Below are 16,854 nucleotides of genomic sequence, written 5' to 3' on the forward strand. Positions count from 1 at the left end.
AATTTTAAAATATACGATTCATAATATTATTGTCAAATATAATTATAAATGTTATAATTATCTAAGAAAAAGATTTAACCATCAAGACCCACTGCCCTATAAATTGGTAGGGTTGTGTCTTTGAGTCGTTAAATCCTATCATTTATAGGAGGTGTATTCAATGGCTGATAAGACACTTGTTTGCCAAGACTGTGGCAAGGAGTTCGTTTTCACAGAAGGCGAACAAAAATTTTATGCAGAAAAAGGCTTTGAAAACGAACCAAAGAGATGTCCAGAATGCAGAAAGACAAGAAAGCAACAAAAAGAAGCTTTGAAAGAAGATAAAGGAGAGTTTACTCTCCTTTTCTTTATTTTATATATAAATTTCATTGCAGTACTTTTCTATATACCTTTTTCTACATCCTAATTTTTTATAATATATCATATTTTTCAAATTCTTCATCATTAAAGTGCCACCATTCGCTTTTTATTCTTCTAAATCCATTCTTTATCATTGCTTCTGCTAAAAGTTCCCTATTTTTAATAGATTCAATTGAACAGCAATTATAATTTATTTTAGCCCTTTCAGAAAAATCATCAAAATCCGAAGGCATTTCCAAATCATTTCCTTTCAAATCTACCAATGTTAAATCAACTGCAGCTCCTCTATTGTGAATTGACCCTCTCCAGGGTGGTGCAATAAAATCTTCATCTTTAACAAATTCCCACATTATTTTCTGAACAGACAATGGTCTGTATGCATCCCAAACCTTAAGTTTAAAACCTAAATTTAATAAATATTCATTAGCTCTAATTAATTTTTTAGCAGTACCATATCTTAATAAGCATCTATTATCTTCATAAAATTTTATTTTAAAAAATTTCTATCTGTCGCATATCTGATATCAATTAATATTTTATCTGTTAGCATTGAAACATCAATTAAATCATAATCACAAAACATATAACCACCTCTTAAATTATTATAAATAAATTACAAATCATTGGGAATAATATATTTTGAGGTGACGTTATGCAAAACAATTTAATTGGTATAGTTTTTTCAATATTAGCAGGCTTTTTAATGAGCATACAAGGTGTATTTAACACACGATGCAGCGAAAAAATAGGCCTTTGGGAAACAAATATTGTAGTACAGATAACAGGATTTATTTTTACGCTTATTATACTTCTAATTGTAGGAAATGGAGATTTTAAAAAATTACACAGGTCAATAAGCTCTACTTGCTTGGTGGTGTTATTGGCGTTCTCATTATTTATTTTGTAATGAGGGGTATATCTGAACTTAGTCCAACATATTCAGTCTCTACAATACTTATTGCTCAACTTGTAACAGCTGCCGCAATAGACTTTTTCGGACTTTTTGGTACAGACAAAGTACCCTTTCATTATACTAAGATTTTCGGAGTTATTCTAATGGTAGCAGGAATAATAATTTTTAAATTAAAGGGGTAATGAATAATTTACCCCTTTAATTTAAAAACTAATATATAGACATTATTTTACAAAACTGCGAGGTGACTTTAATGAAAGCTGTAATAATGGCTGGTGGTGAAGGAACAAGACTTAGACCACTAACTTGTCATATACCTAAGCCTATGGTGCCTATAGCAAATACACCAGTAATGGAACATATTATAAACCTTCTTAAACAACATAATATAAATGAAATCGCTGCTACATTGTACTATATGCCAAACATTATCGTTGACTATTTCCAAGATGGCTCAAAATTTGGAGTAAACCTTCAGTATTTTATAGAAGAAACTCCTCTTGGTACTGGAGGTAGTGTTTTAAATACAGATACATTTTTAGATGGAACATTTATAGTAATAAGTGGTGATGCATATACAACCATAGACTTAACTAAAGCTGTTGAATATCATAAATCAAAAAATTCAAAGGCTACACTTATACTTAAAAAACAAAATATACCTATAGAATATGGAATAGTTATTACAGATAAAGAAGGAAGAATAGTTAGATTTTTAGAAAAGCCATCCTGGGGAGAAGTTTTTAGTGATACAGTAAATACAGGTATTTATATACTTGAACCTGAAGTGTTTAATTACTATAAGAAAGGAGAAAATTTTGATTTTAGTAAAGACCTTTTTCCAAGACTTCTCAAGGATAATATACCTATGTATGGATACATAACAGATGAATATTGGTGTGATATAGGAGATATAAACTCCTATAGACAGACAAACTTTGATGTTATAGAAAACTTTTCATCTAATAAATATACAAAAATAAAAGATGGAGTATATATAGGTCAAAATACATTTATACCTGAAGGAGTTGTATTAAAAGCTCCCTGTATAATAGGCGACAATACATATGTTTCAGAAGGTTGTAAAATCGACTCTTATACTATAATAGGTAATAACTGCCATATTGATGCCTTTTCTTCTTTAAAAGAAGTATACTTTGGAATAATATTAAGTTGGGTAAATCTATTGAATGTCGAGGTAGCATAATATGTGATTTTACTAAAATACAGGATTCAGTACACATATATGAAGCAACAGTAATTGGAAAAGATACACTTATTGAAAAAATTCAACCATAAAACCTGGTATAAAAATTTGGCCTGAAAAATTAATTCCATCATCTTCTATTGTAAATAGAAATATAATTTGGGGAACTAAACCACAAAGGATTAAATTCACTGAAAACGGTATTGAAGGTGAATTTAATATAGAAATAACACCAGAAATTGCATCTTTAATTGGTTCTGCCTTTGCTTCAACTTGTAAAAAACATTTACCAATATTAATTTGTACAAATGGTTCCAGATCATCTGTTGCAATTAAACAATCCATAGTTGCTGGAATAATTGCTTCAGGATATAAAGTTTTAGATTTAGACCACGAGCCATTAAATGTACTAAGATATGCAGTTAGATTTTATAAAGGCAGTGCAGGAATATATATATCATCTAAAAATACTGATAACTTGATAAACATACAATTTATAAATGAATTTGGAGCAAATATTGATAGAAAATCTGAAAAGAAAATAGACCAAATATTTGTTCGTGAGGATTTTCAAAGATGTAGTGCATACAACATAGGTAGTATTATAAATATTAAAAACTTTTATGAGTTATATATACAAAACTGTTTAAACAATATTAAAGATATAGAAAAAATAAGAGTAAAAGCTCCAAAAATACTTATTTCTTCTTTAGACGAAAGAGGTGCCCTCATCACTTCACTCCTATTAGAATCAATCGGTTGTAAAGTATCTATGGATTACAACATAAACAAATTTTCAAATATAGAAGGTTACATAAACTATTTTTCAGAACAAGTTAAAAGTGGTTTTTTATTTGGAGTAATAATCAACAATAGCTGTGAAAACTTTATTTTATTTGATGAAAATGGAGTATTAGTTAAGCAAGACATATATAAACTTTTGACTTATTTAATTTCAATTAAATACGGAGAAAATGAATTAATCGTTCCATATACAACATCCTATGCTGTTGAAGACATAGCTAATAAATATAAGGTTAAGGTTTCAAGAGTAAAATCAAATAATGCTGAAATATTGAATCAAATGCTAAGTAAAACTGATAATCTCTATTTAAATGTTCAATACATATTGAACTTCGATGCTATTTTATCTACTGCATATATTACAGCATTTTTAATTAATAACAATATCACTTTAAGTGAAGCCATTAATACTTTACCAAAATTTTACACAAAACAGCACGAACTAAAATGTGCATTTTCAGATAGGGGAAGAATTATAAGACAGATAATTGAACAAAACAAACAAAACAACTTAGAACTCTATGAAGGAGTAAAACTTATTACAGAAAAAGGATATGCAATAATCCTACCCGATGACCACAAGCCAATACTTAAAATATACATTGAGGGATACAATCAAGAATTTGCAGACGATATTGCTGATAATGTAATTAACAAATTGAATAGAATGCTCAAAAATCCATAATGGAAAGGAGCGATAGTGTGGCTTTATATCTTGACAAAACTCAACCACTATCCACAAAGGGAGGAACATTGTCCTCAGATGAACTTAATAGACACGCAACTGATATTGCTAAAGAGCATAAAATAACTGCAAATCACAATGATATACTTTTAACAAGACTAAACAATAATTTCAAAAATATAACCGATGTTTACAAATACTTTTATGAGAAATCTAATAATAATGTTCCTATTTGTTCCGCTTCAGAATGGCTTTTAGATAATTATTACATAATAGAAGAACAATATAAAATACTAACACACCAACTGGACAAAAATTTTTTCAAGCAACTTATGTATTTAAAAAATAGTATTTTTAAAGGATTACCCAGAATATTTGCAGTTTGTTATGAATTAATAAGTCATACCGATGGAAGATTAGACAAAGAAAACTTAACGGCTTTTATTGAGTCTTATCAAAAAGTAGCACCACTAACTATGCAGGAGCTTTGGTGCCTTGAACCAATTTTAAAGCTTTCTCTATTAGAGTATATATCTTCATTGTGCATCAAACTTTACACTATTCAAAATACCTGGGATAAGGTTCTTAGTTTTAATAATCTTGATGGCGACGAAATAGCCAAAATTGTACAAGAACATCTTGAAAATATGGAAAGTATTGATTATCACTTTTTAGAAAGAGTTTTTGTTTACATAAAGAAATCTAACAAAACATATGAAAATATAATGAATATTATAAATGATAAGTTATTTGAGTACGACATAACAGTTGATGATGTTATACACCACGAACATCAAGAACAAGCAAAACTACAAATGTCAATTGGTAATTCAATAAGTAGCCTAAGATTTGTTATTGCACTAAATTTTGAAGATTTATTTGAAGAATTATCCTATGTTGAAAGAATATTAAGACAAGACCCTTCAGGTTTTTATTCTAAACAGGATTTTGAAACCAGAAGTTACTACCGTAAAAAATAATGCAGATTTCAAAGAAATATAATCTTGCTGAAACCTTTATTGCAAAAACTGCCCTTGAATGCTGTGAAAATGGAAATGATAATATTAAACATAAACACATAGGTTACTACTTAATAGATGAAGGTTTAAAAGAATTATTGGATAGATTAGGTAAATCAGAGAAAACAACAAAACTTAGCTTAACCTCCTATGTGCTCCCGATTTTTTCTTTATCGTTACTAATATCTATTTTATATTTAAAGTTTGCATACAACAACTCACCTATAGGTTTTGAAAACTTATTTTTAATAATAACACTCTTAATAACAATACCAATTGCATTAAATCTTTCCATTAACATTGTAAATAGATATGTTTTAAATAACATTGAAACAAGTTTTTACCAAAAATCGATTTTTCTGAAGGGATACCAGCGGATTGTAAAACAGTAATAATAGTTCCAACCCTTATACCAAATGTTAAAAGGGTTAAGGAACTTATAAAAAATCTTGAAATTACGTATGTGTCTAATAATAGCAAAAATATATATTTTGTCCTACTCGGAGATTTGAAGGATAGTGATAAAGAGGTTGAAGAAACTGACAAAGAAATAATTGATACTGCTGTTCAACTTATAAATAGCCTCAAAGAAAAATATAAAGAAAATAAATTTTTATTTCTCTGTAGAAAAAGAGTATATAATACCTCTCAAAATAGGTATATGGGATATGAAAGAAAAAGAGGAGCAATATGTGAATTTAACAGGTTAATAAGAGGTTTTAAAGATACAACCTTTGATGTTGTTGCTGGTGATATTGAAAGTATTATGGATTCAAAATATGTAATAACTCTTGATGCAGATACAAAACTTCCAATTAATGCTGCACAGAAACTTATTGGAACTATATATCATCCTCTTAATAGAGCCTTTGTTGATCACGAAAGAAATGTTGTTATAGAAGGCTATGGTTTGATTCAACCAAGAATAGGAATTGATATAGAAAGTAGTATTAAATCCAAATTTACTCGCATATATGCCTCTGAGGGTGGTATTGATACTTATAGTGGTGCAATATCAGATGTATATATGGATTTGTTTAAAGAAGGTATATTTACTGGAAAAGGAATATACGACGTAGATGCCTTTATGGAAACACTGGATACATCTATTCCAGAAAACACATTATTAAGCCACGATTTAATCGAAGGAAGCTACCTTAGAGTAGGACTTGCAACAGATATTGAGCTTATTGATGGTTTCCCACAAAAATTTAACTCATACATATTAAGAATGCATAGATGGATAAGGGGAGATTGGCAAACAATTCTATGGCTAAATAGATTTATAAGAAACGCCTATGGTAATAAGGTTTTAAACCCTATAAACTCAGTATCAAAATGGAAAATATTTGATAACCTAAGAAGAAGCTTGCTCCCCATCAACTACATTTTATATATTATTACATCTTTATATCTTTTGGTAATGAATCTGTTTATTTTATTTTACTTGTACTATTTGATATATTCCTTCCAGTTGTATTCAACTCCTTTGATTACATTAAACTTAAATACTACAAAAATATAAATAGAAGATTAAATAATAACATTATATATGGATTTAAAAACATTTTATGTCAATCAATATTAACAATTATCTTTTTACCCTACGTCGCATATATATCACTTGATGCTGTTTTAAAAACAATTTATAGGGTATTTATATCACATAAAAACCTGCTTGAATGGGTTACTGCTGCAGATGTAGAAAGAAATACTAAAAACACTTTAGAAAGTTATACTAAAACAATGTTTCCTTCTGCTGCAGTTTTAAGTTTAATTACAATACTTAGCATATTATTTAATACTTATAACACAACAATTGCTTTACCTTTTGCAATACTTTGGTTAATTTCACCTATTGTTGCCTTTAAAATCAGTCAACCTGATGATAAACCAATATACAAAGCACCTGATGAAGACATTGAATTAATAAGGAAGATTGCTATAAAAACCTGGAAGTTCTATGAAGATATATTTAATGAAGAAAATAACTACTTACCTGTAGATAATATTCAAGAAGTTCCAACAAATAAAGTAGCACATAGAACTTCTCCAACAAATATAGGATTTTTGATTTTATCTATGTGCAGTGCTGTTGACCTTGGATATATATCTTTAAAGAAATTTGCCTATATGTTAGATAAAACAATGTCTACTTTAGAAAAGCTTGATAAATGGAATGGACACCTATACAACTGGTACGATACAAGAACACTGCAGGTGCTTCATCCTAAATATGTTTCAACAGTAGACAGTGGAAACCTTGTTGCATACCTTATGGTTGCATCCTCTTCAATTGAAGAGTTTTTAAATAAAAACCCTATGTCCTTTGATTTTTATAATGGATTAAAGGATATACTCTATTACTACGATTACAACAGTGAAATATCTGAGGATTTAGATATTTTTACTCTATTAAACGAACTAAATAAAAACGTTAAAGAAAAAATCTATTATCCTCTATAAATGATTTTGTTGAATATACTAAAATCTACCCAAGCTTGATAAACACAAACAAACTTGAATTTTTAAATCACAAAAATGAATATGAAAAATTATTAAATCTTATTGAAGATATTAAAAGAGCAAAACTTATTGATTTACCAAAACTTTATAAAAATATTTCATATGAAATAACAACATTAAAAGACAAAATCAGTAATATTGAATATGAAATACTTAAACTACTTGATGATGAGATAAAAGTATGTATAGAGGATATAGATACTTTAACAAACTCATTATTTAATTTAAAGAATAGACTAAATGAATTTGTTAATAACACTAAATTTACTCCTTTATACGATAAAAAACGTGGTCTGTTTTCTATCGGATTTGATATAGATAATAATAGGCTTACTAATTCCTACTATGACCTACTTGCATCAGAAGCAAGAATAGCAAGTTATCTTGCAGTAATAAACCGTGAAGTTCCAGTTAGCCATTGGTTTAAACTTGGAAGGTCACTTACAGAAATTGAAGGTTATCTAAGTTTAGTTTCTTGGACTGGAACTATGTTTGAATATTTTATGCCTGCCATAATTATGAAAAATTACACAAATAGCTTAATCGATGAAACTTATAAAACTGTAATAAGAGCTCAAATAAATTATGGTAGGGATAGAAAAGTTCCTTGGGGAACTTCAGAATCAGGATTCTATGGTTTTGATATATTACTCAATTTCCAATATAAAGCCTTTGGTGTACCAGCCCTTGGTTTAAAACGTGGTTTATCTAAAGATATGGTTATATCACCCTACTCTACTATACTTGTTCTACCCTTTAAACCACGTGTTGCCATAGAAAATATAAAGGAACTTATGAAATATAATCTTTTAGGCAAATACGGATTATATGAAGCAATAGATTTTACACCGGATAGAACAGATAAAGCCTCAAACTATGGTATAGTTCAAAGCTTTATGGCACACCACCAAGGTATGATACTTACATCTATAAACAATTATTTGAACAAAAATATTTTAATTGAAAGATTCCACTCTAATCCTAAAGTAATCTCTGGTGAGTTTTTATTACAAGAAAAAATACCTGTTAGAACAATAATAACTAAGAATATTAAAGAAGAAATAAAGCCACTTGAAAAACCTCAATTTATGCACGTAGATTTTTCTAAAAAACTTGGTATACCAGAAACCTTAGTACCTAACTGTCACTTAATAACAAACGGAGACCTTTCAGCAATGATCAGTGACTATGGGTGTAACTTCATAAAATATAAAGACGTATATTTAAATCGTTGGAGAGACAGCTTAACAAACAAAAATATGGATTGTTTATTTATTTAAGAGATGTAAATGAAAACATCGTATGGTCAAATACTATTGAACCTACTTCAAAAATACCTGATAGATATGAAGTAGTATTTAATGATGATAAAGTAAAAATTTCAAGAACTGACAAGGATATCGAAACAACAACAGAAGTATGTATAAGTGCTGAAGATAATTGCCAAGTAGAAAAAATTATTATAAGCAACTTATCAGACAGCGAAAAAATAATTGAATTAACAAGCTATATGGAGATTACACTATCTGGCTTAATGGCAGATATAGCACACCCAACCTTTAACAATTTATTTATTAGAACTGAATATTTAGAACAATATAATAGCATTATTGCCTCAAGAAGACCAAGAGAACACGGTAAAAAACAGTTTGGGCGTTCCATACACTGTGTACAGAAGAATTCTCAGAAAATATTGAGATTGAAACCGACCGTTCTAAATTCATTGGAAGAGGAAACTCTCTTTTAAATCCAAAAGCATTAAATATGCCTCTTTCAAATACAACTGGTGCTGTATTAGATCCTATATTTAGCATTAGAAAAAGAGTTGTTTTAAAACCAAATTCTTCTGTTACACTTGCATATATAACTGGGATAGCCGATAGTAAAGAACAGTGCATAGAGCTATGTCAAAAGTACTCAGAATTCTACAACATTGACAGGAGCTTTAGTTCTGCATACCTAAGAGCACAAATGGAGGATAAATATCTATCTTTAACATTAAATGAAAAGGAGATTTTCTCTGAAATATTAAATCACATACTTTTTGTAACAGATATAAGAAGAAAGTATTCAGAAAATATAAAAAACAATTATAAAGGTCAATCTTCTCTCTGGGCATATGGAATTTCTGGAGATTTACCAGTAATGCTTGTAAAAGTAAGTAAATCTGACTACTTAGACATTGTTGAAACATTAGTAAAATGCCACGAATATTTTAGAGTCAGAGGTCTTCTAACCGACCTTGTAATTTTAGTAAAAGAAGAAGGTGGCTACCTACAGCCTCTTCAATCTCAAATAAGAGATTTAATCAGATATAACAACAATTTAGATAAGCTTGATAGGTTTGGTGGAATATTTATAAGAAGCATAAATACGATGCCAAAGGAAGATATAGACCTTTTGTATTCTGTTGCAAGAGTATCTTTAGATGCAGATATTGGCAACATACAAAAGCAACTAAGTTTAGAAGAAAGCTCAATAAACTTAGTAAAACTTAATAAGATTAATAGGGCTTATGATTTTAAGGAATTACCTATTTATAACGAACCACTACAAATATTCAATGGTTACGGTGGGTTTACTACAAATGGACGTGAGTATGTAATTAAGTTAAACGACAATATATACACTCCTATGCCTTGGATAAATGTTGTAGCAAACAATAGATTTGGGTTTATTTCAAGTGAATGTGGAGGGGATATATTTTCTCTGAAAATAGCCGAGAAAATAAGTTAACTCCTTGGAGTAATGACCCTGTAATTGACCCTATATACGAAACCATTTTTATACGTGATGACGAAACAGGCGATATATTTACTGTGACCCCAAAACCCATAAGACACCAAAGTGAATATGTTATCACCTATGGAACAGGATATGTAAGATATAAGCATCAGCATAATGGATTAATCGGTGAACTAAACTGTTTTGTTCCAAAGGATGATATGTTAAAGATTTCTTTGCTTAATTTAAAAAATACAAGCAATACAAGGCGAAAACTATCTATATTCTACTACATAAAACCTGTTATGGGGGTAACTAACTTTTTAACTAATCAATTTATTGTAAGCCAATTTGATAGTAAGCTTAACTCATTTATATTTAAAAATAGTTACAACACAGATTTTCCAAATAGATTGATGTTTATTACATCTTCAGAAAAAATAGTAAGCTATACTGGTAATTTAAACGAATTTCTCCAGGATGAAAATAGACTTGATACTCCAGAAGGACTAAATTATGAAACCTTAAGCAACACCGTAGGTGCTGGATTTAATCCTTGTTCTATTGTTCAAATAAAACTTACTATCGAAGAAAATCAAGAAAAAGAGATATCCTTACTTTTAGGTAGTTGCTTAAACTATGAAGATTTAAATAATATCATTGAAAATTATAAAGATGTTGGCAATTGCAGAAAAAACTTAATGAAGCTATATCTATGTGGAATAAACTAATGGATACTATAAAAATTACGACTCCAAGCAAACCCTTTAACATACTAATGAACACTTGGCTACTGTATCAAACATTGTGCTGTAGAATTTGGGCAAGGTCAGCCTTCTATCAATCTGGTGGTGCATACGGCTTTAGAGATCAGCTTCAAGATGTTTTAAGCTTTATAAACATTAAACCTGAAATAGCTAAATCACAAATCATACTACACTGTGCACATCAATTTATTGAAGGTGATGTGCAGCACTGGTGGCATCCTGGAAGCCACGATAAAGGTATTAGAACCAAATTTTCAGATGATTTACTATGGCTTCCTTACGTTACAGCAGAATATATATATAAGACTGGTGATTACGATATTTTAAACATTGAGGTTAACTATCTTGAGGATGAACCACTTGATGAGAAGACAGACGAAAGATACGGCATTCCAAGGACATCAGAAATAAAGGGAAGCGTTTATGAACACTGCATTAAGGCAATAGAAAGGGGCTTAAAATACGGTGAACGCGGTATACCTCTAATGGGATGCGGAGATTGGAATGACGGAATGAATACAGTTGGAAACAAAGGAAAAGGAGAAAGTGTTTGGCTTGGGTGGTTTTTAATCGATATATTAAATAGGTTCATACCTATTTGTGAAAAGTTAAATGATTTTGATAGAGCTACAAAATACAAAGAGCATATGAAAAAGATATTAAATTCAATCGAAGAAAATGCTTGGGACGGAGAATGGTATAGACGTGCATATTTCGATGATGGAACTCCTTTAGGCTCAAGCATAAATCAAGAGTGCAAAATTGATTCACTTGCACAATCTTGGTCCTTAATTTCAAATGCTGGAGACAAAGAAAGAGCACTTAAAGCAATGGATGCAGTTGAAAAATATCTCGTATCCTATGATGATGCTTTGATAAAACTTTTACACCAGCCTTTGATAAAAGTGATTTAAACCCAGGCTATATTAAAGGCTATGTCCCTGGAGTGCGTGAAAACGGAGGTCAATATACTCACGCTGCCACTTGGGTTATTCTTGCTTATACAAAGCTTGGTTTAGGTGATAAAGCATTTAAACTATTTGATATGATTAACCCTATAAACCATACTACTACTCAACTTGAATGTTCAAAATATAAAGTAGAACCCTATGTTATGGCAGCAGATGTATATGCCGTTGAACCCCATATTGGACGTGGTGGATGGACTTGGTATACTGGTTCTTCTGGTTGGATGTATAAAGTAGGTCTTGAGGGTATACTGGGCTTTAATAAGCTAAGCGATAGAATTATTATAAATCCTTGTATACCTAAATCCTGGAAAGAATACACCATATCCTACACCTATAACGATACTATATATAACATAAAAGTTATTAATAATAATGGAAAATGTACAGGTATTGAAAAAATTGAGCTTGATGGAGAGACTCTAAAAGAAAAGTATATTCCTCTGTTTAATGATAATAAAGAACACAAAATCATTGTTTATATGTAAGGGGCAAATGCCCCTTAATTTTGTAAAATTCTACCCCTTGAAATATGTATATTGTTTAATTTATACTATATAAGACTGACTAAATTTAAAGGGGAGAATAATATGTTTTATCAACAGGCCCTCAGCAAGATAGACAAAGGAGGATTTTGGAATATGTTAGTAATAGATGGAGTTGTAGGTGCAGGAAAAACTACCTTGATGAATATATTAAAGTCTGAAGGATTTATACCCTTTGAAGAACCAGTATATAACAATCCAATTCTTGAAAAATTCTACTATGATAGACATAGATACAGTTTCCCTCTTCAAATTTTCTTTTTAAACAAAAGATTTAAGCATATTAAGGAAGCAAGTCTTATTGAAAATGCTGTTATGGATAGAAGCATTTATGGAGATGTAATATTTGCAAAGATGTTAATGGAAAGTGGAGAGATGTCAAAGGAAGAATTTGATCTTTACATAGAGCTATTCGAAAATATGCTTGAACATTGTCATCCTCCTAAACTAATGGTTTATTTAGAAATATCAGTAGATGAAGCTATTAGAAGAATAAATCTAAGAGGAAGAGAATATGAAAAGGTTGTTGAAAGAGCTTATTGGGAAAGACTAAATAAAAATTATCAAGAGTATTTTGAGCAATATTCTATTTCACCTATTCTTAAAATAAATGTAGACAAGCTTGATTTTGAAAATAATTTAAAAGATAGGGAGTACATTATAAACTTAATAAAGGAGAATTTAAGATAAGCTGAGGATTCCTCAACTTATGATGTTTAAAAAGCTATAATATGCTGTGCCCCTTGAAGGATTTCCTTGGCATTCCTTCAAGGGGCAATTCAGTAATTAGAGCACCTTTTATGTTATCAACAATCTGATCTGTGCAATCCTCAGTTTTTTAATTTTTAGAGAAATATGGTATAATAGAATTGTTGTATTACATTTTAGGGGTTAATTAATATGATTTTTGACTGTCATATACACTCAACATTTTCAACAGATTCCAATATGAAAATAGAAGAAGCATTACAAAGGGCAAAGGATTTTGGAATGGGACTTATCGTAACAGACCATATGGATATTAATTATCCTATAGAGGGAAGCTTTATATTTGACTGCAATAAATACTTTTTAGAATATGAAAAATATCGTTCAAGTGACTTTTTAATTGGAATTGAACTTGGACTTAGAGATGATTGTACTTTTAAAAATAAAGATTTGGTTGAAAAATATTCATTCGATTATGTAATAGGTTCAATTCACGTAGTTGATGGAGTTGATATATTCCAACCAAGTTTTTACGAAAACAGAACAAAATCTGAGTCATACCTTCATTATTTAAATTTTATGTATAAATGTATCAAAGACTGCGACTTTATTGATAGTTTAGGACATATAAATTATGTAACACGCTATGCAAGATATAAAGATTCTGAATTATACTATAATGATTTTAAAGAAATCATAGATGAAATTTTAAAGGTTATTGCACATCGTGAAAAGGCCATAGAAATAAATACAAGAAGACTCGAAAATAAAACAGTTGCAATTAATATGCTTGAAATTTTAAAAAGGTTTAAAGAACTTGGTGGAAAATACATTACTATTGGTTCTGATGCCCATAATATTGAATCAATAGGTGCAAATTTTGATATAGCAATTGAAATAGCTAATGAATCCGATTTGGATATAGTTTATTTTAAAAACAGACAACCAATAGTTTGTAAATACTAAAAACTTCTTAATAAAGATAACGCCTTAACTTCAGGTCAAACCCCTAAAACTAAGGCGTTTAATTATTATCTTTTTCAACTGCCTCTATTACTCTATCTATTACTTCCTCCAGCTTAATATCATATACTTCAGATGAACTTCTTAATTTAAATTCAACAATTCCATCCTTAATCTTCTTTCCAACGGTTATTCTAACAGGAATACCTATAAGGTCAGCATCATTGAATTTCACTCCTGCTCTTTCATCTCTATCATCTATTAATACCTCTATTCCCATATTTAAAAGCTTATTATATATTTCCTCTGCAACTTTGACCTGCTCCTCATCCTTCATAACAACAGGAACAACTATAACTTTATAAGGTGCTATCTCCATAGGCCAAATTATACCCTTTTCATCGTGGTTTTGTTCGATTACAGCAGCCATTGTTCTATTTATTCCTATTCCATAACACCCCATAATAATAGGCTTCTCTTCTCCTTTTCATCTATAAATGTTGCTCTCATTTTCTCTGAATATTTAGTTCCAAGTTTAAAAATATGTCCAACCTCTATACCTCTATCTATCGTGATTTCTCCTCCACATTTTGGACATCTGTCCTTAACAGTTATATTTCTAAAATCTCCAACAGTTCCTTCAAAATCTCTGCCATAGTTTACATTAATAAGGTGATAATCTGTTTCATTTGCTCCTACAATAATATTTTTAGTATTTTTAACTTCATAGTCAATTAATAATTCATCCACTTTAATTCCAACTGGTCCAGCAAAACCTACATTAGCACCTGTAACCCTTTTTACTGTCTCTTCATCTGCCATTTCTAAATTTGTACATTTTAAATAATTAATAACCTTTGTTTCGTTTACATCCCTATCTCCTCTAACCATAACAGCAACTACTTTATCATCTGCTCTATAGATTAATGTTTTAGCAAACTTATCAGAGGTTGTATTGAAAAACTTTATTAATTCCTCTATTGTTCTTGAATGAGGAGTTTCAACCTTTTCAACCTCTTTTAATTCCTCATTGTTTTCTAACTTTATATCAAAGGTCGGTGCCTTTTCTATATTTGCTGCATAATCACAGAAAGTACAAAATACAACTTCTGCTTCGCCTATATCTGATTTTACCATAAACTCCATTGAACCTGTTCCACCCATTGCACCTGTATCTGCCTCAACAGCCTTAAATTCAAGTCCACACCTTTTAAATATTCTATTATATGCCCTATACATCTTATTAAAGGCTTCATCAAGTCCTTCAAAAGTTGTATCGAAGCTGTATGCATCCTTCATTATAAATTCCCTACTTCTTATTACTCCAAATCTTGGTCTTCTTTCATCTCTATATTTTGTTTGAATTTGATAAAGGTTTAAGGGCATATCTTTGTAGGATTTAATTTCACTTCTTATTAAATCTGTAAAAATTTCCTCGTGCGTTGGTCCTAAACAAAATTCTCTATCATTCCTATCTTTTAGTTTAAACATCTCGGGACCAAATACATCCCATCTTCCTGACTCTTTCCACAATTCCGAAGGTAAAAGAGCAGAACACAATATCTCCTGTGCTCCTTCTTTATTCATTTCCTGCCTTACTATCTCCTCTATTTTTCTTATTACTCTAAGTCCAAGAGGTAAATAATTATATACACCTGATGCTAATTTTCTTATAAGAGCTGCTCTTAACATCAATTGGTGGCTTACTATCTCCGCTTCCGATGGCACTTCTCTTAAGGTTGGTATAAACAGCTTACTTATTCTCATTTTTATCCTCCTCTATTTATATTAAAAACAATTGATATAATATTGGTATAAAAACTGCTGGCAAAAGATTTGCTACTTTTATCTTTGTAATATTCAACATATTTAAACCCAAACCTATTATAAGCAAACTTCCAATTGAAGTCATATTTGAAATAACAGATTCTAATAATATTCCCTTTAAAAAAGTTGCACAAATTGTTATTAAACCTTGATAAACGAAAACCGCAACAGATGAAAAAATAACTCCAATTCCTAAAGTTGACGAAAATATAATTGAACTTACTCCATCCAATATTGATTTAGCGTAAAGCATTTGGTGATTACCTGTTAAACCGCTTTCTAATGAACCAACAATAGCCATAGAACCTACACAAAAAGTAGACTTGATGCAACAAAACCTTGGGAAATCCTACTTTCTTTTTCCTTAAACTTGGATTCTATTTTATCTCCAAGTGCTGCTATTGTCCTATCAATATCAATTAATTCTCCAATAACCCCACCTATAACAATACTTAAAATTATTAAAAGTGAATTATTTCCCTTTAGTGTACCTGAAAAACCGATATACAATACACATAGTGCAAGCCCCTTCATAACTGTTTCCTTTATTTTATCAGGAATTCCCTTTTATATAAATTCCTACCAAGCTACCAACAATAATTGCAATTGCATTTACTATAGTACCCCATAAACTTTTCATTTTATCCCTCCTAAAAGTAATATACATACAAATAAAAAGCTCTATTATATTAATGGTAATTATACCATAGTTTATCATAACAAACTACTATCCTTTTTAAACTAATAGCTACAATACAAAAAAGGGTTCTATAATAAATGTTGGGGCGTAGACCCAGCATATTTTTTACAAAAAATATGTGCACCTGATTAGACACCT

At 30.0% G+C, this 16,854-nt stretch carries 14 protein-coding genes and 5 pseudogenes; 15 read left to right on the top strand and 4 right to left on the bottom strand.

Annotated elements, in window-relative coordinates; genetic code table 11:
• Positions 1-160: 160 nt before the first annotated feature.
• A pseudogene (locus tag PL321_RS14125) lies at positions 161-304 on the top strand (zinc-ribbon domain-containing protein); the annotation flags it as partial.
• Between the two features lie 106 nt (positions 305-410).
• Here PL321_RS14125 and PL321_RS14130 read toward each other — a convergent pair.
• Positions 411-851 (bottom strand): M15 family metallopeptidase, encoded by a 441-nt coding sequence (locus tag PL321_RS14130; protein WP_273964584.1) that lies wholly within the window; start codon positions 849-851, stop codon positions 411-413.
• Between the two features lie 161 nt (positions 852-1,012).
• Between PL321_RS14130 and PL321_RS14135 the strand changes: the two are divergent.
• Both PL321_RS14135 and PL321_RS14140 read left to right on the top strand, forming a co-directional pair.
• Positions 1,013-1,455 (top strand): annotated as a pseudogene (locus tag PL321_RS14135) (DMT family transporter).
• A 71-nt stretch (positions 1,456-1,526) separates the two neighbouring features.
• Positions 1,527-2,480, top strand: coding sequence for an NDP-sugar synthase (locus PL321_RS14140; protein ID WP_273962450.1), 954 nt, complete (start codon positions 1,527-1,529; stop codon positions 2,478-2,480).
• 69 nt (positions 2,481-2,549) lie between these two features.
• On the opposite strand, the gene PL321_RS14145 is transcribed toward PL321_RS14140, so the two are convergent.
• On the bottom strand, positions 2,550-2,825 hold the full coding sequence (locus PL321_RS14145; RefSeq protein WP_273962451.1) for a hypothetical protein: 276 nt from the start codon (positions 2,823-2,825) through the stop codon (positions 2,550-2,552).
• Here PL321_RS14145 and PL321_RS14150 point away from each other — a divergent pair.
• From PL321_RS14150 to PL321_RS14205, 12 genes and pseudogenes are all read left to right on the top strand, one after another.
• Complete coding sequence (locus PL321_RS14150) at positions 2,719-3,969, top strand: hypothetical protein (protein ID WP_273964585.1); 1,251 nt, start codon at positions 2,719-2,721, stop codon at positions 3,967-3,969. The genes PL321_RS14145 and PL321_RS14150 overlap by 107 nt on opposite strands.
• A 17-nt stretch (positions 3,970-3,986) precedes the next feature.
• Positions 3,987-4,949, top strand: a complete 963-nt coding sequence (locus PL321_RS14155; protein ID WP_273962452.1) for a hypothetical protein — start codon at positions 3,987-3,989, stop codon at positions 4,947-4,949.
• Positions 4,949-5,380, top strand: a complete 432-nt coding sequence (locus PL321_RS14160; protein ID WP_273962453.1) for a hypothetical protein — start codon at positions 4,949-4,951, stop codon at positions 5,378-5,380. The genes PL321_RS14155 and PL321_RS14160 overlap by 1 nt, the downstream gene beginning before the upstream one ends.
• 116 nt (positions 5,381-5,496) lie before the next feature.
• A complete protein-coding gene (locus PL321_RS14165) occupies positions 5,497-6,513 on the top strand; it encodes a hypothetical protein (RefSeq protein WP_273962454.1) in 1,017 nt (338 codons plus the stop codon).
• 221 nt (positions 6,514-6,734) lie between these two features.
• Positions 6,735-7,454 carry a hypothetical protein gene (locus tag PL321_RS14170; protein ID WP_273962455.1) on the top strand — a complete coding sequence of 240 codons (720 nt, stop codon included), beginning with the start codon at positions 6,735-6,737 and terminating at the stop codon, positions 7,452-7,454.
• Positions 7,455-7,489: 35 nt separating this feature from the next.
• Positions 7,490-8,794, top strand: a complete 1,305-nt coding sequence (locus tag PL321_RS14175; RefSeq protein WP_273962456.1) for a glucoamylase family protein — start codon at positions 7,490-7,492, stop codon at positions 8,792-8,794.
• Positions 8,779-10,250 (top strand): annotated as a pseudogene (locus tag PL321_RS14180) (hypothetical protein). Before PL321_RS14175 ends, PL321_RS14180 begins: the two are co-directional and overlap by 16 nt.
• Complete coding sequence (locus tag PL321_RS14185; protein ID WP_273962457.1) at positions 10,202-10,969, top strand: hypothetical protein; 768 nt, start codon at positions 10,202-10,204, stop codon at positions 10,967-10,969. Before PL321_RS14180 ends, PL321_RS14185 begins: the two are co-directional and overlap by 49 nt.
• Positions 10,924-11,919, top strand: a complete 996-nt coding sequence (locus tag PL321_RS14190; RefSeq protein WP_273962458.1) for a GH36-type glycosyl hydrolase domain-containing protein — start codon at positions 10,924-10,926, stop codon at positions 11,917-11,919. The genes PL321_RS14185 and PL321_RS14190 overlap by 46 nt, the downstream gene beginning before the upstream one ends.
• A 32-nt stretch (positions 11,920-11,951) precedes the next feature.
• The gene (locus PL321_RS14195; protein WP_273962459.1) at positions 11,952-12,461 is read left to right on the top strand and encodes a GH36-type glycosyl hydrolase domain-containing protein; all 510 of its coding nucleotides are present in this window, start codon (positions 11,952-11,954) and stop codon (positions 12,459-12,461) included.
• A gap of 102 nt (positions 12,462-12,563) precedes the next feature.
• The gene (locus PL321_RS14200; RefSeq protein WP_273962460.1) at positions 12,564-13,208 is read left to right on the top strand and encodes a deoxynucleoside kinase; all 645 of its coding nucleotides are present in this window, start codon (positions 12,564-12,566) and stop codon (positions 13,206-13,208) included.
• A 210-nt stretch (positions 13,209-13,418) separates the two neighbouring features.
• Positions 13,419-14,192, top strand: coding sequence for a histidinol phosphate phosphatase (locus PL321_RS14205; RefSeq protein WP_337960841.1), 774 nt, complete (start codon positions 13,419-13,421; stop codon positions 14,190-14,192).
• 58 nt (positions 14,193-14,250) lie between these two features.
• Here PL321_RS14205 and PL321_RS14210 read toward each other — a convergent pair.
• Both PL321_RS14210 and PL321_RS14215 read right to left on the bottom strand, forming a co-directional pair.
• Positions 14,251-15,956 (bottom strand): annotated as a pseudogene (locus PL321_RS14210) (proline--tRNA ligase).
• A gap of 16 nt (positions 15,957-15,972) precedes the next feature.
• A pseudogene (locus tag PL321_RS14215) lies at positions 15,973-16,656 on the bottom strand (DUF554 domain-containing protein).
• Positions 16,657-16,854: the final 198 nt, after the last annotated feature.

Source organism: Caloramator sp. mosi_1 (genome assembly GCF_028622835.1).
Classification (GTDB): domain Bacteria; phylum Bacillota; class Clostridia; order Clostridiales; family Caloramatoraceae; genus Thermobrachium.